Source organism: Corynebacterium sp. HMSC074C11, from assembly GCF_001809455.1.
Classification (GTDB): domain Bacteria; phylum Actinomycetota; class Actinomycetes; order Mycobacteriales; family Mycobacteriaceae; genus Corynebacterium; species Corynebacterium amycolatum.
In genome coordinates this window covers 67636-88798 of the sequence record NZ_KV797739.1, presented here as the reverse complement: position 1 = coordinate 88798, position 21163 = coordinate 67636, and the positions used below count along the sequence as shown (strand labels likewise).

The window sequence follows — 21163 nt, the reverse complement described above, 5'->3', positions numbered from 1 at the left end:
CTTCCTCCGTTAGTCTCTAATCTCCAACAAGTCTAGCGAGACGTTCTCACACTGCGATACTAAACTAGGTCGGCGACAAAGGATTGAAAGGGAATTCACGATGATGCACGAAGAGGACAAGGACCTCAAGGGCGATACCTCCGTGACCGGTCGCCTGCGCCAGATTCCGACGAAGCCAGGTCAGGATGTCACCAAGCCGACCTTTGCGGCCGGCGCGGTTCTGTGGCGAGGCGATGTCCACAACCCTGAAATCTGCGTAATTCACCGTCCTTCTTACGACGACTGGTCGCTGCCGAAGGGAAAGCTCGACGCCGGTGAGAACCTGATTGCCACCGCTGTCCGCGAGATCTGGGAAGAAACAGGCTACCGAGTCCGGTTGGGCAAGCTGGTCGGCAACGTCTCCTACCCTGTCGCTGGACGCACGAAGTTGGTCTGGTACTGGACCGCTGAGGTGCAAGGCGGCGACTTCGAGCAGAACTCCGAGGTCAATGAGCTTCGCTGGGTCTCCTGGGACGAAGCCGAGGAGCTGCTGTCCTACGATCTCGACCGCGACGTGCTGGTCAAGGCCCGCAAGCGCATGAACAAGGAACCGGACACCCGTCTCATTCTGGTTCGCCATGGGCGTGCGCACCGCCGCACCAACTGGAACGGCAATGATGCACTGCGGCCGCTGGATAAGAAGGGACGTCGTCAAGCGGAACTGCTCGTCTCTGCGCTGGAGGGTTTCCGCCCCGAGCGCGTCTACTCCGCCGAGCCCGTGCGTTGCCAGGACACCGTCGCGCCACTCGCCGCAGAGCTGGGCATGCAGGTCACAGTCGACGAACGGCTTGGCGACGAACACTGGATTGCCAACCAGGTCGAGTCCAAGAAGGCCTTCGAGGACATTGTCGCGCTAGGCGGAGTCAGCGTGGTCTGCTCTCAGGGCATCACCATCCCTGACCTGTTGGCCGCTTGGTCCGCCGAGGGCACCCTGCCCTTCGACGAGGAAATCCTGTGCAAGAAGGGCTCGGCCTGGGTACTCGGCTTCAACGACGGTGTGATGACCACGGCTGATTACTACGCCTCGGCGCTGCCGGTGAAGTAACCCCCTACAACCTCGGATCCATCGGTTCTGACTCCAGCGCCAACACGCCGAAGACAGGAACATGGATCCGATGCAGAGGCTCGCCCGCCGCTAGTCGCTCCAGCGACTCGATGCCGAGGGCATATTCGCGTAGCGCCGATGACTGCTTGTGCTGCAGATTTCGCCGCTTCAACCGCTCTTGACGCTGCGGGTGCAGGTAGTCATGCCCATAAATCATGCGCAGATACTTCCGTCCCCGCACCTTTATGCCGGGCTGTACCTGCCGGTCCACTGCGGCGTTTTCCATCGGCTTGACGACGGCCCCTTCCCCGCCCGACTCTGTCAGCTGCAACCACCACTGCGATGCGGCCTCCACCTGTTCCGGGTCACTGGGGTCAAGGACGAAGCAGCGCGTCCGCCGGTAGATCTCACTGTCAGCTGCTACTAGCTGGTTCGCGATATCCAAGTGCCATGAGTGGGGCTTGTGGTGCCAGGTGGCATCCTCACTTGCCAGCACTTGGAAAGGTGCGAACTGAATCTTCTTGTCACTGTCGACATACCGGTTGTAGGCAGCACGGAACTTCTCGAGCTCGTCCAGAATCTGCTCTGGCGCAGGACCACCGACCTCTACTCCCCTGTCGGTTGCCGCCTGCAGCGCTGCCGCGAGGTGTGTCGCTGCACCGATACCAGCGGCAGCAGTGGGTGCATAGATCTCGTCGATAAGCCCCTGTGCCTTGAGATTCCAGGGCAGCATTTCGCCGTCGAGCAGGATCCAATTGCCGAATTGGTCAAAAAGCCCGGCGCGAACTGCCGCCTTGGTCATTTCGTCGAGTGCGGGATTCTTACCGTCGAAGAAGGCGCGGCCCGTCCGGGTGTAGGCGTACGAGTGAGCACCGAAACGAGTCTTTGTCCCGGGTCGAATCAGGCACAGCACAGCTCGGGAACCCATGTGCTTTTCCTGGCACATGACCTGGTCAGTGTGCGCTGCGTAGTAGCGGAATGCCTCCTCCGGGTGTTCCAGGAATCCCTCTCGCTGCGAGGTCGGCGCCGGTGACATGGTCGGTGGCAGGTACGGAATTTTCTCCGGTGCGAGCGTGAAACGGCTGATAGTTTCCAGCGCTGCAGCTGCGCGGTCACTATCAATGCGAATGCGGCCATGCCGACCAGTCTGGATACCATCGACATCTAGCACGTCAGTGATGCGCAGCTCGGACTCCGGGCGGTTGGTGGTCTTGCGCGATGGAGCCTCCCACCAGGTCTGCTTTGCATCGACCTGCACGGTCTCTAGTTCGGGATAGCGCAGCGCAGAGAGCTTGCCGCCGAAGACACAACCGGTGTCGATGCACATGGTGTTATTGACCCAGCGCAGCCAGTCTGCTTCCATGTGGCCATAGACGACACGAGCGGAACCGCGGTAGTCCGCTGCCCAATCCAGTCGTTCTGGCAGGCCATTTTCGTCGATCTTGCCAGTAGTGGCACCGTAGAGCGCGAACTCACGGACCTTTCCGGAGGCCCTGCCATGGAGGTGCTCAGGCAGTCCCGCGTGGGCTACAACCAGGGCGCCGTCGTCAAGCACAAAGTGCACCGGCAGGTGGTCGATGAAGTCGCGGACGTCTTTCCGGAACTCCTCGCTTTCATCGGCGAGCTGAGTGAGCGTCTCGGCCAGCCCGTGACCAGTGGTGACGTTGTGGCCGTCGAGGGCGCGCACCAACTTAGAGTCGTGGTTTCCGGGCACGCAGAGAGCGTTGCCGGCCACGACCATCCCCATGACCAACTTCAAGACAGCTGGACTGTTGGGACCGCGGTCAACAAGGTCACCAACGAAAATGGCCGTACGGCCATCTGGGTGATGAGCATTGCCGCCATCTGCCGACAGCTGATAGCCGAGCTTTGCCAGCAGTGCGGTCAACTCGTCGTAGCAGCCGTGAACATCGCCGATGATGTCGAACGGACCGTGGAGATCGCTGCGGTCGACCTTCAGCGGCACACGTTCAATGGTGACGTTGTCGATTTCCGCCGCGGAATTCAAGATGAAAACATTGTGAATCTTCTCGCGCTTGAGGTGTTTGAGCCCTCGGCGCAGATCGCGGTGCTGGCGCTCCAACACCTCGACTCCGAAGTTGCGGTCAGCGCGCTGGCTGTGCCGCTCCTTCAGCTCCGCTAACGGAAGGTTCAAAACGATGGCAGCACTCAGAGCATGGTGGCTGCGCGCCAGCTTCACCAACCGGGCACGGTCCTGCGGTTTCACATTCGTCGCATCAACAACAGTAAGCAATCCGGCTTCCAGGCGCGTGCCGACGATTGTCTCCAGCAGTTCAAAAGCAGGCGCCGTCGCCGCCTGGTTATTCGGATCGTTGGAAACAATGCCGCGACAGGTATCCGAGGATACGACTTCAAATGGGCCGAAGTGTCGTGCCGCAAAAGTCGACTTTCCGGCGCCAGAGACACCGACCAGCATGACCAAGCTGAGGTTAGTAAGCGAGATGGTACTCATAATTAGCTCTCCTCTGCTGCGGTGAAGTCGAAGGAAAAGACCGCCATTTGGGTCGGTTGGCCGTAAGTTTCGTGCACGTCCCCAATACCGTCAAAGTCCACCAGATAACCGAACTTCTCGGCCACGCCCTTCGCCCACTGGCGAAATTCCACGCGGCTGAACTCGAAGCGGTGATCAAGGTGTCGGAACTGTCCGGGCGCTAGGTTTGGATAGCACGCGTTGTAGTCACTGTTCGGCGTCGTGACGATGACATACTGCGGCCTGGCAAGCCCGAAAACGTTGTTCTCCAGCGCGGGCAGCCGATCGGCATCAACATGCTCAATGACCTCCATCAGGATTGCCACGTCCATGTTCGCAATGCGCTCGTCGGCATAGGTGACCGAGGATTGGAAAAGCTCTACCCGCGCAGCTTGGCGCTCCGGCATGCGATCTAGGTTCAGCGCCTTGTGCGCCTTACGAAGCTCCCCTACAGAGACATCAGTGCCAACGATCTGCGCGATTCGCGGATTCTCCAGCAACGGCCCGAGCAACACGCCGGAACCACAGCCGATGTCCACCACGCTGCGCGGGCGCAGTCTAAATACCTCACGCAGGACTCGGTCTTGACGCTGTCGATTGAGCGGCTTGGCTGTCTGGTCACCGCTGGCCAGTTCGATTGCACCAGCTTCCCCGGCAAGCTTCACGACGGCTTCGTTGACCAGGCCTTTTTGATCGGCAAGGTAGCGCTTTAGGATTTTCTCCCGCTGCGGGTGCTCCGGCAGCCAGTCCTGGGCGCGCGCGGCCAGCTTGTCGATTTCCCGGTCATCAACCCAATAGTGTTTCCCACCGTCGAGGACGGGAAGCAGAATATACAGGTGATTGAGCAAATCACGAACGGTTGCTCGACCTGTGAGGGTCACCGTCGGTGAGAACTTCTGCCCGGCAATGTTGTTGAAGAAATCGCAGGTGACCTTCCACCCCAATGGCTCAAACAAAGCACGGATTTCTTCCTCGGTGCCGGGTACCGCCGCGACTGTCGCGGTGAGATCGCTTGGGGTTTCGTCGTAAGGCGAAGTCTTTTCCATGACCATCGCCGTGGAGAAGACCGACTTCAACGCCACAGTCAAAAGCGATGACGCAGCCCACTGCCGATCATTAATGTAGCCGGTCAGATTGAACGTATCGGCACGGTACTGCTTGAGTTTCAGCAACTCATCGCGGTCAATATCAACCCAGAGGGCTGCCGTGCATTCGGCATCGGTTGCAGTGGGGAAAAAGACGCGGGCAACACCGAACTTTAACTCGGCCTCATGCACGCGATCGGGATGCTTTCGCAAAATAAATCCCAAATCGCGTGCCGATTCACCAGGCGAAGATTCACCTAGCCGAGAGTGTTTAGTGATTGCCAGATACATACGGCAAGTTTAACGCCTACCGCGGATTGGACTAGAGCATTTTTGACCTACATCGTCTTCGGCTTGTGGGCCGGACGACTCTTCTCGTAGGCCACAATGTCCGCTTCGTTGCGCAGGGTCAGGGAGACGTCGTCAAGCCCTTCCATCAGACGCCAGCGAGTGTAGTCATCGACCTCGAATGGGAAGACCTGCTCGCCGGCCTCGACGGTGCGGGTCTCCAGGTTGACGGTGAGCTCCATGCCCGGGTTGGCCTCGAGCAACTTCCACAGCAGCTCGACATCAGACTGCTGCATCTGTGCGGCGAGCAGGCCCGCCTTGCCGGCATTACCGCGGAAGATATCGGCGAAGCGGGATGAGATGACGACGCGGAAGCCGTAGTCCATCAGCGCCCACACGGCGTGCTCACGGGAGGAACCGGTACCGAAGTCCGGCCCTGCTACGAGGATGGAGCCCTTGGCATATTCCGGGCGGTTGAGCACGAAGTCGGATTCGTTGTTGCGCCAGTTGCTGAACAAGCCATCCTCAAATCCGGTGCGGGTGACGCGCTTTAGGTAGACGGCCGGGATGATCTGGTCGGTGTCGACGTTGGATCGCTGCAGGGGAACGCCGACGCCGGTGTGAGTATCAAACTTTTCCATGGTGAAAGGTCCTTAGAAGTTCTGCTTGGGGCTGTTGTACAACGATCGGCGGTTAGAGATCAGCCGGCGCTGCGAAGTGACCGGCGACGGCGGTAGCTGCGGCGACAGCCGGGCTGACCAGGTGGGTACGACCACCCTTACCTTGGCGACCTTCGAAGTTGCGGTTGGAGGTCGAAGCGCAACGCTGGCCCGGGGTCAGCTGGTCCGGGTTCATGCCAAGGCACATGGAACAGCCTGGCATACGCCATTCAGCGCCTGCCTCTTCGAAGATCTTGCCCAGTCCCTCTTCCTCAGCCTGCGCGCGGACCTTTGCGGAGCCCGGCACGATGAGCATCTGGACGCCGTCGGCAACCTTGCGGTCCTTCAGCACGTCGGCGACGGCGCGCATGTCCTCGATGCGGCCGTTGGTGCAGGAACCTACGAAGACCACGTTGACCTTGACATCGCGCATCGGGGTGCCCGGCTTCAGATCCATGTACTCTAGTGCGCGCTCGGCGGCGATGCGGTCGGAGTCCTCGGCGATGAACTCCGGATCCGGCACGGTCTCCCCCAGCGGCACGCCCTGGCCCGGGTTGGTACCCCAGGTAACGAATGGAGTCAGCGCGGAACCGTCGATTTCGACGACCTTGTCGAACTCTGCATCCTCGTCGGTAACCAGGGACTTCCAGTACTCGACCGCCTCGTCCCACTGCTCGCCCTGCGGCGCGTGCGGGCGGCCCTTCAGGTACTCGAAGGTGGTTTCGTCTGGAGCGATCATGCCGGCGCGGGCACCGGCCTCGATGGACATGTTGCAGATGGTCATGCGGGCTTCCATCGACAGCTTCTCGATGGCCTCGCCACGGTACTCGATAACATGGCCCTGGCCACCACCGGTACCAATCTTGGCGATAATCGCCAGAATCAGGTCCTTGGCGGTAACACCATCCTGCAGCTCGCCGGTGACATTGACCGCCATGGTCTTAAAAGGCTTCAGTGGCAGGGTCTGGGTAGCCAGAACGTGCTCAACTTCGGAAGTACCGATACCAAAGGCCATCGCGCCGAAAGCACCGTGCGTTGCAGTGTGGGAGTCACCACAGACAACGGTGGTGCCCGGTTGAGTCAGGCCCAGCTGCGGACCGACAACGTGCACGATGCCCTGTTCACGGTCGCCCATCGGATGCAGGCGGATTCCGAACTCTTCGGCATTCTTGCGCAATGTGGCAATCTGGGTGCGAGAGGTCGGTTCCTCAATTAAATCAATCTGGCCACCGGCTACAGTCGTCGGAACGTTGTGGTCCTCGGTTGCGATGGTCAGATCCGGGCGGCGCACCTTGCGCCCTGCCAGACGGAGGCCATCAAAAGCCTGCGGCGAGGTAACCTCGTGGACGAGGTGCAGATCGATATAAATCAGATCTGGTTCGCCGTTTTCGCCTTGCTTGACAACGTGGTCACGCCAGACTTTCTCGGCCAGAGTCTTCGGGCTAGTGTCCGTGGTGCGCATAGTGGGTGAGCCGCCTTCCGGATATATCGCTTTTATCTCAAAGTATGAGATGTTAATATCATGGCATGGGACAGATTAGCACATCCGAGACGCCAGCTCTAAGTGGCATTAAAGTTCTCGATCGTTCGGTACTCATTCTCAAGTCCGTTGCAGAAACTCCTCGCACCCTCGCCGAGCTCTGCGAGGACACCGGGCTGCCCCGCGCAACCGCCCATCGGCTGGCCACGGCGTTGGAAGTGCACCGCCTTGTCACCCGCACGCCGGACGGCCGCTGGACGACGGGCCCCGGGCTCACCGAGATCACGCCTGTCACCACTGACCTGCTTGCCGACGCCGCAGCGCACATCCTGCCGAAGCTGGTAGAGGTCACCGGCGAGTCAGTGCAGCTCTACCGGCTCACCGGCGACACCCGCACCTGTATTGCCTCCATGGAGCCCGCCACCGGGCTGCGTAACACCGTGCCAGTTGGCTCTCGCATGCCGCTAACCGCCGGCTCCGCCGCACGTGTTCTCCTGGCCTTTGGCCCGGCCAACCTCGCTGAGCGAATGCTTCCCGACGCCGACTTCAACCAACAGGACCTCGACGACTGCCGACGTCTCGGCTGGTCCGAGTCCATGGGTGAGCGCGACCCCGCACTTGCCTCCGTCTCCGCCCCGGTTTTCGACAGCAACCAGCGCATGATTGCAGTCCTATCCGTCTCCGGCCCCGTGGAGCGCATGACTCCGTCGCCCTACGAATGCTGGGGCGCAAAGGTTCTCGGCGCCGCTGAAGAGATGAGCTCCCGACTGTAATGCCCGCTTACCGTCACCTTGTCCTTCTTCTGTCCATGTTCGCGGCGGTCGGTTCGTCCGTCGTTCACATGGGTGTGCCTTTTCTCATCCCATCCCTACAGGAAAACGGCTTAAGCCTCTCCGCCGCCGGCCTCGTCGCAGCAATGCCGGCGGCCGGTATTGTCTTCACGCTCATCGCCTGGGGCTGGTTTGTCGACCGCTATGGCGAACGCGCAGCTCTGTTCGCCGGCCTGACCTCTACTGCCTTAACGACGGGGCTTGCGGCGCTAGCTTCGTCGTCAAGCCCGGCCCTGCTCGGGGCCACACTCTTCCTCGCCGGATGTGCGGCGGCGAGCGTGAACTCAGCATCCGGCCGCGTGGTGTCGGGCTGGTACCCACCGCATCAGCGCGGCACTGCGATGGGCATTCGCCAAATGGCTCAGCCCCTCGGAGCGGCGTTGTCCGCAGTCACCCTGCACCCGCTCGCACAGAATTACAGCATCGGAGTCGCACTCGCGATGCCCGCAATCCTGTGCACCGTGCTGGCGTTGCTTGTACTGATAGGCGTGAAGAATCCCCCACGCCCTGATGCCTCGAACCCCACCGTCACGGCCAGCCCCTACCGGGACGGCAAGTACCTCGTGCGCATCCACATCGCCTCGGCACTGCTGTCCTGGCCGCAGTCGATGATGGGCGCCTACATTCTCGTGTGGCTGTTGTCCGTGGGTTATGCCGATGGCACGGCGGGCACAATTGTGATGGTCTCGCAGCTGCTCGGTGCCGGATCGCGAGCATTGATGGGTGTGGTCTCCGACCGAGTGCGATCCCGCATCCGCCCCTACCGCTGGGTCTCGGGTGCAACCTTTGTTTTGGCTGTCGCAATGATGATTACCAGCTGGGCTGATTGGCGCACGCTTGGAACTTTGCTGGTCTGCGCACTGGCCGTTGCTGTGGTCAGCCCGAATGGTCTTGCTTTCACCGCAGTTGCTGAATACGCAGGTCCCTTCTGGTCCGGACGCGCTATGGGTACGCAGAACACGTTCCAGAACATTATCTACGCTGCAACGCCTCCGGTTTCGGGTGCGATTGTGGCCGCTGCGGGCTTCCCCGCGCTGTTTGCCGTCACGGCCCTGTTCCCCGCCGCCGCGCTGGGTATTGCGCCACGAGAAGACCAGAACCGCAACGGGCGGGTAGAGCTGGGCTAATTAGTCTGTCGCTTGCCGACGAATCGGTCGGTAGCAATGGTTGCGGCAACACCGAGGCTGGCTAGTCCAATCATCGGCCCCCACGCTAGCCACGGCGCCCGCTCGAGATATTGTGTGGATTCGTTGAGGATTACGCCCCAATCTGGACTGCCTACACCTGCGCCTACGCCGAGGAAGCCGAGTGCTGCAAGGGCTATAGCATTATGGGCAATCCTGGTCACGGCATGGCGAACTACTGCTGGAATGGTCGTGGGAAGAACATGCAGCTTCAAAAGGTGCCAACGGCTGGCTCCCATGGTTTGCGCAAATCGGTAGTGCCCGGATGCAGCGGCTTCGTTAGCAACTTCGACGCAATGTACAGCAAGTGGAATCCACCCGACCAAGAACACCGCTATCGCAGCTGTCAGCATCGAGCGGCCCAACACACCAGCCAGAATAAGGCCCAGCAATATTGCGGGTACCGCATTCATGGCGTCTCCGAAGAACTGCACTGGCGCCCCTAGATGCCCAATCACAAGGGCGATGAGTGCGCACACTACGGTCACCAGGATTGCAGTTCCGATAGTGGCGCCGATGCCGTCGGCAAGCCGCGCCCAAATGTCACGACCAAGTTGATCGGTCCCCAGTGGGTGTTGCCAGGACGGTGAAAAGAAGCGTTGCGCAGAGTCGATATCCGCGCTGCGGGGGACTCCCAGCGCAATTAGCACGATAGGAATAATCGACAGGATGAGACTCCAGAAACGTCGACCTCCTGTAGGCCGGCCAACAGTGGCGATGCTTCCTCGCAGCTTCCGCGCATACTGTCCCCGTATTGCCTGAGCCACGAATCCACAGATTATGCCGATTCCCAACACCACAGTCACCGCAGCTTGCAGAACAGGAATATCGCCCGCAGTAGCAGCCGCAACTACGTTGCGCCCAAAGCCCGGCAAATGAAAGGTGACCTCAATTGCTGCGGTGGCTGATAACGTGCCCGCAAAGAACAGCGTCAACTGTGACAGTGTCGGCAGCAGGCTACGCCAAGTGACAAATCGAATAATTGTTGATTTTGGAACGCCATTGGTGCGCCAAGATTCTACCCAGGGCTCTGCCAACGCAGTATCAGCTGAAATCAGCAGCACGCGCCCATAGAGTCCCGCGGCGGGCAGGCCAATTGCCAGCACTGGCAGCACCATATGCGCAGGTGATGCCCAACCGCTTACCGGAAACATCCGCAGTTCAACAGCCAACCACCACAACAGCAAGACCGCCACCACAAAGTTTGGCAGTGCGGCGAGAACCGCTAGCACGCTAGGTGTCCATTTCCCGGCTCGCATCCCCGCAATCCGCGGAAGTACGAGCGCCAGCGCAACGAAGACGCACAACGCCATGGAAGTCGCAGTCAATGCGAACGTAATACCGAAGCCGTTCACGGCCTGAGCGAAAGCATCTTGTCCGGTTACCCACGAGGTGCCAAAATCACCGTGAAGAATATTTGTCGTCCACTGCTGGAGTGACTCCCAAGGCGTTGTCGGCAGGCCATATTCTCTGCGAACAGCCTCAATAAGCTCCGGTGTTATCTCCCGTTCCCGCTCACGGGCACGCAGAACGGCGTATGCGGGTTCCCGTCCTGTCAACCACGGCAACAGGGCCGTGAGGACGAGAAGTCCCACAACTGAGGCAACTACCGCGAAAGCTTTCCGAATCACTTAGCCGTCTTCTCTGTGATCAGGTGGCGCTCCATCGGATCGAGTGCGATACCACGAACATTCTTCGCACCGATTAGTGATTTTTCATGAGACAGCGGAACTACTGCACCATCAGCAACAATTTCCGCGCCGATTCGAGCTGCTGCCGACAGGCGCTCCTCATCGTTGCCAAGCTCAGCGGCCTTCTCAATATCGGCATCTATGGTCTGGTTACACAGCTGCGAGAGGTTATAAGAGCTCTCACAGGTGAAGTCGGATTGTAGGAAGCTGATTGGATCAGCCGCACCGAGCATGTAATTACGGGAGCCGATGATGACATCAAAGTTCCCCTCGAGCATGTCGGCTTCCAAAGAGTTGTAGTCGGCTACCGTGATGTCGACTGTGAATCCCATCTTGCGCAGCTGATCTGCGACGAGATTGGCAACCTCGGGCAGCTCCGCGCGGGAATCCCACGTAGCCAAGCGGATTTCCTTCCCCTTGCCATCCGGCCCCGGCTTGACAGTGGTCTCAGGAGTTGTTGCCGCCCACGGGGCTGAACGATTGAAAATCGCCCCCTTCGGATTCACCGCTTGAGCTTCAAAAATGTCCCTAACCACCGGTTCGGGATCGATTGCAGCGGCTACTTCCTTACGCAGTGCGGCGTCGGCAAACACGCCTTTTTCGGTATTAAAATGCAGGAGATTGACACGAGGTAAATCCACCTTGGACACGTCGACGTCATCGAGGCCGCCAAGCGATGAGATTGGCAACCCCTTCACCAGGTCTTGTTCATCTGCGCGCAGTGCATTCGTACGAGCTGTGGAATCCCCAATGAAAGACAATGTCAGAGTCTCAGTTTCCGGCTTACCATTCCGGTAGTCGGCGAATGCACGTGCGGATACGGTACCGTCTGGATTCTTCGTCTCGAGCTCAAACGGACCTGTACCATGCCCAAAGGGATCAGGCGCGTCCCCTTCAAATGCTGCGGGTGAGAGAACCATAGTTCCCGGGTCGGCAAAGCGCTTCACCAGAATTGGATCATCTTTATCCGAAGTGACGGTAACCTCTCGGTCTCCCGTCGCGGTAGCCTGAAGTCGGTCCTTGCCGAGTCCCTTTGGCCTCGTCGGCGCATCAATGGCATGTGTAAGCGAATTAGCTACGGCCTGTGCATCGACTGGCGCTCCATCGTGAAAAGTCAATCCATCCGGCAGAGTGAATACAACGGTGCGAGCATCTTTCACTTCCCACTTCTCTGCCAGTTCGGGCTTAACGGTGCCCTCGTCATCAATCGCCACAAGCATTTCCGTGGCACCTGCGCGGGTCGACAGGACTGCGTCATCGGAGTATGGCGAGAACTCTGCAACCGGTTCGAATTGCAGGGCTACGCGCAGCGCATCCGCATCACCGCTGCCCTGCGCAAAGCAGGAGGTCAACGCGAACGGCAAAGCCGCAGTGGCCAGAATTAGGCCAATTTTTCGATTCATAAGGCTACTTCTCTTTCGCAAGTGTCTAGGTGGATTTTGAATAGTTGTTTGATGTTGTCTAGTGCTGCTGTCTAGTGCTGCTGTCTCAGCTTGATTAACCCCACGGCTGATATCAGCAATAAAACGGTCATGATTGCCCACGGCGCTGCTGCCAACAACTGTGGGGTCTCGGCCCAATCCAGGGTGGCGCCAACCACAATCGACCCCATTAAAACGGCGAGTCCACCGAAGCTGTTGAGAAAACCGTATGCAGAACCGAGGTCCCTATTCCCGGTTAGTTTTCCGACGAGGTCTTTGGCTATCGGAACTGCAATCATCATTCCGAGATGCATCACTAGCAGCATTGTCACTGCCGGCGCGAAGGCCCACCATCCCTCCATGCGGATAGGTGCGCAGACCGCAATGATGGCGAAGGCAAACGCCATCAGGCCAAAACCGCCACCGATAGCAACCCCTAATGGCAATTTCTCGGCCCACTTAGTCACGGTGGTTTGCAGCCCGATAACAAATACCGCTGAGATGACAAAGAACCAGCTCAGGTATTCATCGCTGCCTGTGGCGCGACGCAGTTCTACCGGAAGAGCCAAATACTGCTGGTTATAGGCGAGCAAATAAGTCGAGTAGAACACCGCAAACACAATGAACGCTCGATTGCGAAGGATTCGCCCCCACGCAGCGGTCATACTGCCACCAGCTGAATGTACACCTTCCCATCTCCGTGCTAACAGCAGATGCATGACAAAGATGCCGGCAAAGATGGCTGCGCCGGCAAAGGAGACAGCTGAAAAACCGATCGGGATCAGCAGCGCACCAATCACGGGGCCGGTGAGTGAGCCCAAACGGGAATAGCTTTCGTCAAGCGCAAAGAGTTGTGCCCGTGTACACACTCCTTGTTTCTCGAGTTCGGCACCCCCACCGGCCAGCAAGGACTCAACTGCAGGCGAGAACAGTGCTGCCGCAAAGCCAATGAGGACAACGCCAAGAAACACCATTGGCACAGAGGTTGCCAGTCCAGTTACCAGGAAACCTACAACGCGAAGCGCAACTCCAACGAGCAACACCTTGATTGCCCCGAAACGATCGGCAAGACCGCCGCCGAGGAAGAACATTCCCTGTTGGCTAAAGGTTCGTACACCGAGCACCAGACCAACCACGACACCGCTGGCACCCAAATTATTCGAGAGCTCGACGGCAATGAACGGGACAACGAGGTAAAAACCGATGTTGAAAAGCAGCTGCGTAATCAACAGTGCTTGAATCTTTTTGGGCAACTGCTTCACGACGCTAGCTCCTCTGCAGCCGACAGAAGCTCAACAACTTCAGGAATATCGGTCTTATGGAGCTCTCCAACCGGGCCGCTAAAGACCGCTTCTCCTGCTGACATGACAATTATGTGATTACACAATCGCAACAAGCTGCTTATGTCATGAGATACCAGCAGTACCGTCGCCTCAGTGCTGAGGAGCACCTCTTCCAACATGGCAGCGGTATCCCTGTCCAGAGCAGAAAAAGCCTCATCGGCAATGATAAGTTCAGGTTTACCAATGAGCGCACGCGCAATTGCCATTCGCTGTCGCTGACCACCAGAGAGCTCATGGGGTCGTCGATACGCAAATTCCGGATTGAGTCCCAGAGATTCCAACATCGCTCGAACATCTCCAGTTGCAAACTCACAAATGCTGTCGATTACCGGTCGATGTGGCAATAACGTGGTATCTGGATTCTGCGGAATATAGCCAATTGGCCCCTGTGCCATAGTGACCGTGCCACTGTCAGGACACAACTGACCTGTCAAGAGACTGATTAGGCTACTCTTGCCCGCCCCTGATCGCCCCATGATGCCAACCACACTTCCCTGCGGAATCGTGAGAGTGACATCGAGGAGCCTACCTTTGCAAGTAACTCCATCGATACTGATCATGCGCAGACTCGCTCTTGCACAGTGCCACTCTCCAAATAGAGGATTCGTGTAGCGATCTTTCGCGCTACTCGCTCGTCGTGGGTGGCAATAACAATGGCTGTTTGCGTGCGCTCATGCAGCTTCCGCAACGCGCCTACTACCTCTAGAGTCGCAATCGGATCCAGCGAGGAGGTAGGTTCGTCGGCAAGCAGCAGCGAAGGAGACGGTTTCATTGCCAGCGCCGCCGCAATTGCGACACGCTGACGCTGACCTCCGGACAACTCCATGGGATAGCGATGAGCCTGTTCTCGGGAAATACCACAAGCTTCGAGCGCATCGAAACCACTATTACGCGCAAGAATTCGTACTTGCCTATCGCAGCGCACAAGAGGATTAAGGCACGCCAAGGTGTCTTGCATAATAAAGCTGGTACGCAGACCTTGTTGGCTTAATGTGCGAAGTAGCGACGTCTTTCCGGATCCGGACTGTCCCATCACCGCGATAATGTCCTTTGGAAAAACATCAAGTTTGTCGATGTGGAGTACATTCAAATCGCCAGCTGATACATCGACATCATGCAAGCGCACTATCGCGGAATCGCCCATTCTCCCCTTCTTGCCAATCAGTTTCATTAAGAGGAGTTTAACACGTTGAACTCTAAATCCGTACTGCCTGCTCCCGCGCCCACCAAACAAATCGAGCCACGCACGCGCTCCAGTGCACAGCCAGTAAACACAACAGCACACCACTGACGGTGTACAGCCACTGCGCTCCAACGCTGTCGCCCAGCATGTGCGTACCAAGGCTCAGCGTGCCCACGGGGAAGGTTGCACCCCACCAACCAGGGCTATAGCCGGCCCAACGGATTACGGCGCGAGTGAATCGTCGTAAAGCAATGGCAGCGAGGAAGATGCCGACAATGAGCACCACAGCGCCGTAAGCGACAGCGAAGGTCCGATCGAAAAGCAGCTGCGCGGCAGCCGTCGACTGACCGACCAGCCCGAGCGGGATCCATGCAGTACCGGCGATGGAATCGGGGATGCGCATGGCGCCAGAGAGCAGCGCGACGTAGCAGCGTACGAAAATTGGTAGGACGGTGATTAGCGCCATCCAGAAGAATATTTGCCCGCAGACGTGATAAAAGGTGCCGTAGTCGATACTCAACTGTGCACCGCTTGTCGCCGCCACCATCGGGGCAACCAGCGCGAGGCCCCACTGAAAAGTTGGTTCGCCTTCGAATCCTCGCAGTTGGCGAAGGCTGACGTAGATTGCCAACGGCGCACCGATCCACCAGGACACCAGCTGCCACGATGAGTTACTAGCTAGCGCAGTCGCAGCACTACCGAGAGCCATGATGCCCATCGAGAGCATGCCCCACGGCGCCATCAGCTTCGAGCGGAAAGGCGGGTTTCGAAGACGCAACCAGCCGACCACGATAAAACCGAGAATGCCCACCGCCATGACGAGAAGAAGCTCCGGAATCACCGGCACGTCATGGATGTGCGCAAGCGTGGCGAAGATGGACGTACCCATCAGAGATCCTGCCCACGCGGGCCCGGCGGGTGCCAGCACATCACGGCGAGAAGAGTTGGTCATGCTCATACCGTATTTGTTCTTGCCACAGCTACAGCTATCACCAGACTCTGTGAGGGGTACCATAAATGCATGTACCCCTTCGCTGTGGCCGAACTCGAAGCACTTCTCACCGCCGCCCGTGCAGGCTCGATCTCCAAGGCCGCGCGTGAGCTAGGCATCAATCAGCAGACCATGTCCGCACGCATCGCGCGGGCGGAAAAAGCGCTGGGAATCACCGTCTTCGAACGCTCCCCCTACGGCGTATCTCCCACGGAAAACGGGCAAGTGCTTATCGACGCCCTCCCAGACCTCCTCGCCGCCTGCCACAGGTTTTCGGGCATTGCCGCCAGCTTGCGTTCCGACGATGTTCCCCGCCACCTCACCCTTGCGGTGTCCAACACTGTCGCTGAGCTCTACTACCCCGGCTGGGCCGCCGAGTTCCACCGGCAACATCCCGCAGTCAAACTGTCGATGGTGCAGGCAAACTCCCGTGAGGTGCGACAACTAGTGGCCAACAGTGCGGTGGACTTCGGCCTGGTAGAGGGCGAGGCTGGTCGACACGACCTCGAAGAACGGATCATCGGCACCGACGAACTGGTCCTCGCCGTGCCGACGGGGCATCCGTGGACTGAGCGGGCTGCGGTGCATAATGCAATATCCACCGAGGAACTGCGCACTACCCCGCTTGTTATTCGCGAACCCGGTTCCGGCAGCCGGCAGGTGGTGGAAGATACGCTCGGCACTCTCACCGAGCCCGCCGGCGAATTCGGTTCCCTTTCAGCACAGCGCGCCGGCATGATTGCGCTGGCAGCGCCAACAATCATCGCCCGTGGCGCAATCCGCGATCAGGTAACACTTGGGCGCATCGTCATTGTCCCCACTGACACCCGCTTCACCCGCAACCTCAGCGCCGTCATGCGTCGCGGCAGCGAAACTAGCGGGGACATTTCGGAATTTATCCGCATTGCAAGTCCTATACTTAGCAAGCATGAGCAATCCCAATGATGAACTCTTTTCCTCCGACCGCTATGATGCCGGCATCCAAATTCGCCGCCAGGTAATGGGCGACGAATTCGTCGATGTCGCCCTCGCCCGCAACGCTGGTTCCGACGGAGAGACCCTGCAGAAGCACATCACCGCCACCGTCTGGGGCTCCGTCTGGAGCCGTGAAGGACTGGCCAAGCGTGATCGCTCCCTGCTCAACATTGGAATGCTCGTCGCTCTGCGCGCCACCGAAGAGCTGCGCGGCCACATCAAGGGTGCCCTCGCCAACGGCCTGACCCGCACCGAAATCACCGAAGCCATTGTCCATGCTTCCGGTTACTGCGGCGCACCAGCTGCACTGTCCGCGATGAAGGTCGCGCAGGAAGTGCTCGTCGCTGAGCTCGGACCGCTTGACGACGACGATCGGTAGGCAGCCCACGGGCTCTCAGGCCCTGGTCTCCGCGTGAGCACATCGGTGATGCGTCGCAGCAGCCACGACAGCGGCAGGGCAAAGGCAGCGGTGACGATTGCCACTGCCAACATCGAGCCTTGGAAGGTCTGATAGCCCATCAACGTCATCACCCAGTCCATGACCAGCACGTGGACGAGGAAGAACTCGTATGAGACCTCTCCCAACCACATCAAGGCTGGATGACGAAGCCACCTTACCTCCGTACCCAGTGCAATCGGGGCCACGAATGCACCAGCGGATAGGCCGTACAATGTGGTCTTCCACAACGCCTGATCGACATCATCCGGCACCAAGGTTGCTGGCCCCACATGCGTGGTCGTGGATAGGAAAAACAGCGCTAGCGCTATCAGCCAACTTGCAGCCAAATTAACGCGCCAGCCAACCTTTCGCCCATAGGCCAGCAGCATACCGATAGCGAACCAGTCAAAATACGCCATCGGCCACAGCCGTGCCACCACCGGCAGCAGGTTTTCCTGGTGCGACAGCACAGTCCAGACCGGGCCAATGAGGCCAAAACCAATAATGATGGCCAGCGTCGGACCGGGGCGCAGCCGCCCCTTTGTAACCGTCCAGATGGCAAGCCCCACCAGCGGCAATACCAAGTAGAAGCCGACTTCCACCACCATCGACCACATCTGCGGCAAGCCCGGGTGAATCCAGCCGAATTGGAGAGTCTGAGTAAAAGACATCGACCGCAGCCAGCCTTGCAGACCGCCACCGGCCGGTGGCGGGTCGTCTGCGGCGTGGATGAGGAATGCCGCAGTGACCACAATCCAATAGGCCGGCAGGACTCGCTTGGCACGACTGATGAAGTATTTCCTCAGGCTAGGCGGTTTCGCGGGGACGTCGTCAGGCGAACCGAGCCAACGTCCTGTAAGCAGAAACGCGCTGAGCACAAAGAAGATGGTGACACCAATTTCGAATCGACCGCTGAGGCGCCCCCACCAATCGTCCGTGTAATGTCCAGTCCAGAACGCGGCATGCGTGAGCAGGACGCCGAATGCGCCGATTGCACGGATACTGGTTAACTCCGGAACATAGGTGGACTTGGCCGAATTCATGCCAATATTTTAGGAGCGCAAAGTACTTCCCCGTGTTATTTCGGCAAAAGTGGAATCTACATAATTTCTTCTACATGTTCTCGACGGTGCTCAAGATGTACTGAGCAGATTCACGCAGTCGCTCCAGCTCCCAGCTGTTTAGCTGTGGCGACATACGGCGAATAATTCCACCTCGGCCAATCACTGCTGGCATCGACAGCGAGACATCCGGCAACCCGTATTCACCATCCAAGCGTGTACACACCGGGTGGACGCTGTTTTGATCCAGCATCACCGCGCGGGCAATTTCCAAAGCGGAGCGTGCAACACCGGCATTAGTCCAGCCCTTGGCATTGAGAACATCGTAAGCTGCCCCGACTACGGCATCTTGAATTTCTTGCGGTGAAGGCAGCGGCGTGCCATGCCATTTTTCCAGTTCTGTCCACCTCACACCTTGCACGTTCAGCGTGGACAGAATCGGTACGGCAGTAAGACCATGCTCACCCATCATGTAGCCAGTCACTGACTTTGGGTCAATTCCCAGCTGCTTGGCAACTACCCACCGCAGTCGGGCCGAATCTAGCATCGTGCCGGTGCCAAAGAGCTTTTCCGCGGGATAATCGAACTCGGTATGTGCCAAGTGCACCACCGCATCGAGCGGATTAGTAATAAAGAGGACAATCGCATCGAGCGTATGCTTCACGATTCCCGGCATGACATCGCGAACAACTTCCCCGCTGAGCTTGGCCAATCCAGCACGGTCCGGACGGGAATCCGGGTCGTCCGGGTCCGGGAGAATGGACGCACCAGCAGCGACGATAATCATATCCGCGTCGGCGCAATCGCTGTAGTCGCCAGCATGCACATTGACATAGTCCGTGCCGGGAACACCAGTGGACTGGGATTGGTCCAGAGCCTCGCCATGCGCGACACCTGCTGCTGTGTCAATTGTGGCAATCTCAGCGAACAGCCCGGATTCCATGGCATATGTCAGGACATACGAACCGACATGACCGAGACCAATACAAACGAGTTTTGAATGTTTCATAGGTTCGATACTAGGACTGTGGAAATCCAGTGCCGCGGTGGAGGGGTAGGCAATGTAGGGGCACAAGCACGAAAAGCAAAAAGCCTCCACCCAATCACGGGCGAAGGCTTGTGCTTTGTATATCTTTGTACCCCGTACGGGATTTGAACCCGTGTTACCGCCGTGAGAGGGCGGCGTCCTAGGCCGCTAGACGAACGGGGCTTAGAACTTTTCATCCACGCGCTGCGGACTTGTTAAACAATACACTAGACACGAATAGTAACTACAAATCCGCAGGTTAGCGCCTTAAATCCCTATCGTTTTCGCATTGTTTGCCAGAGCGTCTGTAAGCTCCGCTTCATCCATATTTCGCAGCGCCGCAACCTCGGCGACAGTTTCCCGCAATGCAGCGATTACCTCTGCAGCGACCATCTCCGCCCCATCACCGCTTCTAGGTTCGCGCGGAAGATCTGTCTCCAGCAAGAGCCTATCGACGGGCACCTGCGACACATAGGCCCGTCCGCGCTTTGTCCGCAACATGAGCGGGTTGACGGAGATATAACCACCGGCGCGGATCAGCCGCGTCAGTTCATCGCTAGTGCCACCGAAGCGGTGAAAGATGGGCACGAAGGTCTCGCCTGGTGCGACGCTGGAGCTGGTGTCCAAGCGCGGTTCCAGCAGGTCGAGGACCATATCAGCGCTGCGAACCGTGTGAATGGAAAGGATATGGAACAGACTCGAGGCTCGGACAGCATCCAGGATGCTGGTGAGGACATGGATTTGAGTCTCGGCGGAAACGTCGTCAAGCCTGCGGGGCGCGAAGTCCAAACCAATCTCGCCGACGAAACGGGTGCGTGGAAGAGCCTCGCGAAAGATCTCGAGCTCACGCTCATAATTATCATCGATGTACCACGGGTGATAGCCCACGGCGACCATGGGTAGGTTTTCGCGCTCTAGCTCGATAAATCCGGAGGGCCGAACCGTCTGCGCGATGATCTCCACTCCTTCCCGCGCGATACCGGCTTTGAAGCGCTCGCGCGACGCCGGTGGCAGGAAATCGTAGTGAAAGTGGGTATCGATGAGCCGCATTATTTTTCTGTTGGTGGCTGGTTTTCGTCGGCCGGACCACCGATTCGCGGGGCCAGCGGGGTTTCCTCGAAACCGAGCAGACGGCGAATGACCTTTCCGGCCAGCATCTGCCCCATGATTGGCGGTATGTAGCTCATGGTACCGAGGGTTTCCGCTTTGGTGCCGCTGCCTTTGTCCGCAATTCTCACTGGTTCTTCGGAGGAGTACAGCACTTCAAGACCGCGAATGCGTCGGCGGATACACACCTGACGGACGACCTTCGCCAGCGGACAGACCTTTGTCTTATTGATTTTTGAGAAGGTCAGCCGAGATGGGTCGAGCTTATTTCCGCCGCCCATAGCGGAAATGAGGTGGATACGATTTTCCGCGCACCACTGCGCGATCTCAATTTTCCCGGTGACATCGTCGATAGCGTCGATGATGTAATCCGGACACGGGAACTGCTCGAAGGTCTCTGACAGGTTCTCACGGGTAAGGAAGATCTGGCGGGCGTAGGTCGTACAGTCCGGGTTGATATCGGCAACCATTGCCTCCATGACCTCGGCTTTAACGCGGCCAATAGTAGAGACAAACGCCAGCGCCTGGCGGTTGAGATTACTTGGCTCCACGACGTCACCGTCAATCAAGATGAGGTTGCCCACGCCACCTCGCGCGAGAGCTTCGGCACAACTGGATCCCACGCCTCCGAGTCCGACAACCATGACGGTAGATTCAGCCAACGTTTCCAGCCCCTCCTCCCCTAGGAGTAGCTTCAGTCGTGCGAAACGTTCACTGGTCATAGTCGCCCCTGGTCATAGCCGCCTCGATTCTTAAAAAACAAAAACTCCCCAGCCGACTGACTGGGGAGTATCTTTGTACCCCGTACGGGATTTGAACCCGTG

19 protein-coding genes and 1 tRNA gene are annotated in these 21163 nt (G+C 58.5%); 5 read left to right on the top strand and 15 right to left on the bottom strand.

Annotated features, from left to right (window positions below):
- Positions 1–103: 103 nt before the first annotated feature.
- The gene (locus HMPREF2614_RS08030; protein ID WP_187402694.1) at positions 104–1084 is read left to right on the top strand and encodes an NUDIX hydrolase; all 981 of its coding nucleotides are present in this window, start codon (positions 104–106) and stop codon (positions 1082–1084) included.
- Between the two features lie 4 nt (positions 1085–1088).
- Here HMPREF2614_RS08030 and HMPREF2614_RS08025 read toward each other — a convergent pair whose 3' ends face one another.
- The 4 genes from HMPREF2614_RS08025 to leuC are packed head-to-tail and all read right to left on the bottom strand — an operon-like array spanning position 1089 to position 7069.
- Positions 1089–3557, bottom strand: a complete 2469-nt coding sequence (locus HMPREF2614_RS08025) for a polynucleotide kinase-phosphatase (protein ID WP_070560640.1) — start codon at positions 3555–3557, stop codon at positions 1089–1091.
- Positions 3558–3559: 2 nt separating this feature from the next.
- Complete coding sequence (locus tag HMPREF2614_RS08020; RefSeq protein ID WP_038628604.1) at positions 3560–4951, bottom strand: 3' terminal RNA ribose 2'-O-methyltransferase Hen1; 1392 nt, start codon at positions 4949–4951, stop codon at positions 3560–3562.
- 47 nt (positions 4952–4998) lie between these two features.
- Entirely contained in the window at positions 4999–5589 is a 591-nt protein-coding gene (gene leuD, locus HMPREF2614_RS08015) for a 3-isopropylmalate dehydratase small subunit (RefSeq protein ID WP_038628602.1), read from the bottom strand.
- Between the two features lie 52 nt (positions 5590–5641).
- Positions 5642–7069, bottom strand: a complete 1428-nt coding sequence (gene leuC, locus HMPREF2614_RS08010) for a 3-isopropylmalate dehydratase large subunit (RefSeq protein ID WP_038628600.1) — start codon at positions 7067–7069, stop codon at positions 5642–5644.
- 65 nt (positions 7070–7134) lie between these two features.
- Here leuC and HMPREF2614_RS08005 point away from each other — a divergent pair, with 65 nt between their 5' ends.
- On the top strand, positions 7135–7860 hold the full coding sequence (locus HMPREF2614_RS08005) for an IclR family transcriptional regulator (RefSeq protein WP_038628598.1): 726 nt from the start codon (positions 7135–7137) through the stop codon (positions 7858–7860).
- Positions 7860–9044: an MFS transporter gene (locus HMPREF2614_RS08000; RefSeq protein ID WP_038628596.1), complete on the top strand. Its 1185-nt coding sequence runs from the start codon at positions 7860–7862 to the stop codon at positions 9042–9044. Before HMPREF2614_RS08005 ends, HMPREF2614_RS08000 begins: the two co-directional genes overlap by 1 nt.
- Here HMPREF2614_RS08000 and HMPREF2614_RS07995 read toward each other — a convergent pair.
- The 6 genes from HMPREF2614_RS07995 to HMPREF2614_RS07970 all read right to left on the bottom strand — a co-directional run bounded on the left by HMPREF2614_RS07995 (position 9041) and on the right by HMPREF2614_RS07970 (position 15691).
- Positions 9041–10732, bottom strand: coding sequence for an ABC transporter permease subunit (locus HMPREF2614_RS07995; RefSeq protein ID WP_038628594.1), 1692 nt, complete (start codon positions 10730–10732; stop codon positions 9041–9043). The genes HMPREF2614_RS08000 and HMPREF2614_RS07995 overlap by 4 nt on opposite strands.
- Positions 10729–12195, bottom strand: a complete 1467-nt coding sequence (locus tag HMPREF2614_RS07990; protein ID WP_038628592.1) for an ABC transporter substrate-binding protein — start codon at positions 12193–12195, stop codon at positions 10729–10731. The genes HMPREF2614_RS07995 and HMPREF2614_RS07990 overlap by 4 nt, the downstream gene beginning before the upstream one ends.
- A 71-nt stretch (positions 12196–12266) precedes the next feature.
- Complete coding sequence (locus tag HMPREF2614_RS07985) at positions 12267–13475, bottom strand: MFS transporter (protein ID WP_038628590.1); 1209 nt, start codon at positions 13473–13475, stop codon at positions 12267–12269.
- Entirely contained in the window at positions 13472–14116 is a 645-nt protein-coding gene (locus HMPREF2614_RS07980) for an ABC transporter ATP-binding protein (RefSeq protein ID WP_038628588.1), read from the bottom strand. Before HMPREF2614_RS07980 ends, HMPREF2614_RS07985 begins: the two co-directional genes overlap by 4 nt.
- A complete protein-coding gene (locus tag HMPREF2614_RS07975; protein WP_038629542.1) occupies positions 14113–14700 on the bottom strand; it encodes an ATP-binding cassette domain-containing protein in 588 nt (195 codons plus the stop codon). Before HMPREF2614_RS07975 ends, HMPREF2614_RS07980 begins: the two co-directional genes overlap by 4 nt.
- Positions 14701–14752: 52 nt before the next feature.
- Positions 14753–15691 carry a TDT family transporter gene (locus HMPREF2614_RS07970; RefSeq protein ID WP_246815691.1) on the bottom strand — a complete coding sequence of 313 codons (939 nt, stop codon included), beginning with the start codon at positions 15689–15691 and terminating at the stop codon, positions 14753–14755.
- A gap of 69 nt (positions 15692–15760) precedes the next feature.
- Between HMPREF2614_RS07970 and HMPREF2614_RS07965 the strand changes: the two genes are divergently transcribed.
- Positions 15761–16675, top strand: a complete 915-nt coding sequence (locus HMPREF2614_RS07965) for a LysR family transcriptional regulator (protein ID WP_070432195.1) — start codon at positions 15761–15763, stop codon at positions 16673–16675.
- On the top strand, positions 16659–17084 hold the full coding sequence (locus HMPREF2614_RS07960; RefSeq protein WP_070432194.1) for a carboxymuconolactone decarboxylase family protein: 426 nt from the start codon (positions 16659–16661) through the stop codon (positions 17082–17084). The genes HMPREF2614_RS07965 and HMPREF2614_RS07960 overlap by 17 nt, the downstream gene beginning before the upstream one ends.
- Here HMPREF2614_RS07960 and HMPREF2614_RS07955 read toward each other — a convergent pair.
- The 5 genes from HMPREF2614_RS07955 to HMPREF2614_RS07935 all read right to left on the bottom strand — a co-directional run bounded on the left by HMPREF2614_RS07955 (position 16991) and on the right by HMPREF2614_RS07935 (position 21061).
- Positions 16991–18187: an acyltransferase family protein gene (locus HMPREF2614_RS07955; protein ID WP_236658489.1), complete on the bottom strand. Its 1197-nt coding sequence runs from the start codon at positions 18185–18187 to the stop codon at positions 16991–16993. The two genes, HMPREF2614_RS07960 and HMPREF2614_RS07955, sit on opposite strands and share 94 nt — an antisense overlap.
- 70 nt (positions 18188–18257) lie before the next feature.
- Positions 18258–19214 (bottom strand): lactate/malate family dehydrogenase, encoded by a 957-nt coding sequence (locus tag HMPREF2614_RS07950; RefSeq protein ID WP_038628582.1) that lies wholly within the window; start codon positions 19212–19214, stop codon positions 18258–18260.
- 128 nt (positions 19215–19342) lie between these two features.
- Positions 19343–19415, bottom strand: a tRNA-Glu gene (locus HMPREF2614_RS07945).
- Positions 19416–19499: 84 nt separating this feature from the next.
- The gene (locus tag HMPREF2614_RS07940; protein WP_038628581.1) at positions 19500–20282 is read right to left on the bottom strand and encodes a TatD family hydrolase; all 783 of its coding nucleotides are present in this window, start codon (positions 20280–20282) and stop codon (positions 19500–19502) included.
- Positions 20282–21061, bottom strand: a complete 780-nt coding sequence (locus tag HMPREF2614_RS07935; RefSeq protein WP_038628579.1) for a tRNA threonylcarbamoyladenosine dehydratase — start codon at positions 21059–21061, stop codon at positions 20282–20284. Before HMPREF2614_RS07935 ends, HMPREF2614_RS07940 begins: the two co-directional genes overlap by 1 nt.
- Positions 21062–21163 lie beyond the last annotated feature (102 nt).

Excerpts from the sequence above, each read along its gene's own strand:
- HMPREF2614_RS07990 (WP_038628592.1), bottom strand. The coding sequence starts at position 12,195 with ATGAATCGAAAAATTGGCCTAATTCTGGCCACTGCGGCTTTGCCGTTC.
- HMPREF2614_RS07940 (WP_038628581.1), bottom strand. The coding sequence starts at position 20,282 with ATGCGGCTCATCGATACCCACTTTCACTACGATTTCCTGCCACCGGCG.
- HMPREF2614_RS07955 (WP_236658489.1), bottom strand. The coding sequence starts at position 18,187 with ATGAATTCGGCCAAGTCCACCTATGTTCCGGAGTTAACCAGTATCCGT.
- HMPREF2614_RS07950 (WP_038628582.1), bottom strand. The coding sequence starts at position 19,214 with ATGAAACATTCAAAACTCGTTTGTATTGGTCTCGGTCATGTCGGTTCG.
- HMPREF2614_RS08025 (WP_070560640.1), bottom strand. The coding sequence starts at position 3,557 with ATGAGTACCATCTCGCTTACTAACCTCAGCTTGGTCATGCTGGTCGGT.
- HMPREF2614_RS07975 (WP_038629542.1), bottom strand. The coding sequence starts at position 14,700 with ATGGGCGATTCCGCGATAGTGCGCTTGCATGATGTCGATGTATCAGCT.
- HMPREF2614_RS08005 (WP_038628598.1), top strand. The coding sequence starts at position 7,135 with ATGGGACAGATTAGCACATCCGAGACGCCAGCTCTAAGTGGCATTAAA.
- HMPREF2614_RS08000 (WP_038628596.1), top strand. The coding sequence starts at position 7,860 with ATGCCCGCTTACCGTCACCTTGTCCTTCTTCTGTCCATGTTCGCGGCG.
- leuC (WP_038628600.1), bottom strand. The coding sequence starts at position 7,069 with ATGCGCACCACGGACACTAGCCCGAAGACTCTGGCCGAGAAAGTCTGG.
- HMPREF2614_RS07970 (WP_246815691.1), bottom strand. The coding sequence starts at position 15,691 with ATGACCAACTCTTCTCGCCGTGATGTGCTGGCACCCGCCGGGCCCGCG.
- HMPREF2614_RS07965 (WP_070432195.1), top strand. The coding sequence starts at position 15,761 with ATGTACCCCTTCGCTGTGGCCGAACTCGAAGCACTTCTCACCGCCGCC.
- leuD (WP_038628602.1), bottom strand. The coding sequence starts at position 5,589 with ATGGAAAAGTTTGATACTCACACCGGCGTCGGCGTTCCCCTGCAGCGA.
- HMPREF2614_RS07960 (WP_070432194.1), top strand. The coding sequence starts at position 16,659 with ATGAGCAATCCCAATGATGAACTCTTTTCCTCCGACCGCTATGATGCC.
- HMPREF2614_RS07935 (WP_038628579.1), bottom strand. The coding sequence starts at position 21,061 with ATGACCAGTGAACGTTTCGCACGACTGAAGCTACTCCTAGGGGAGGAG.
- HMPREF2614_RS07980 (WP_038628588.1), bottom strand. The coding sequence starts at position 14,116 with ATGATCAGTATCGATGGAGTTACTTGCAAAGGTAGGCTCCTCGATGTC.
- HMPREF2614_RS08030 (WP_187402694.1), top strand. The coding sequence starts at position 104 with ATGCACGAAGAGGACAAGGACCTCAAGGGCGATACCTCCGTGACCGGT.
- HMPREF2614_RS08020 (WP_038628604.1), bottom strand. The coding sequence starts at position 4,951 with ATGTATCTGGCAATCACTAAACACTCTCGGCTAGGTGAATCTTCGCCT.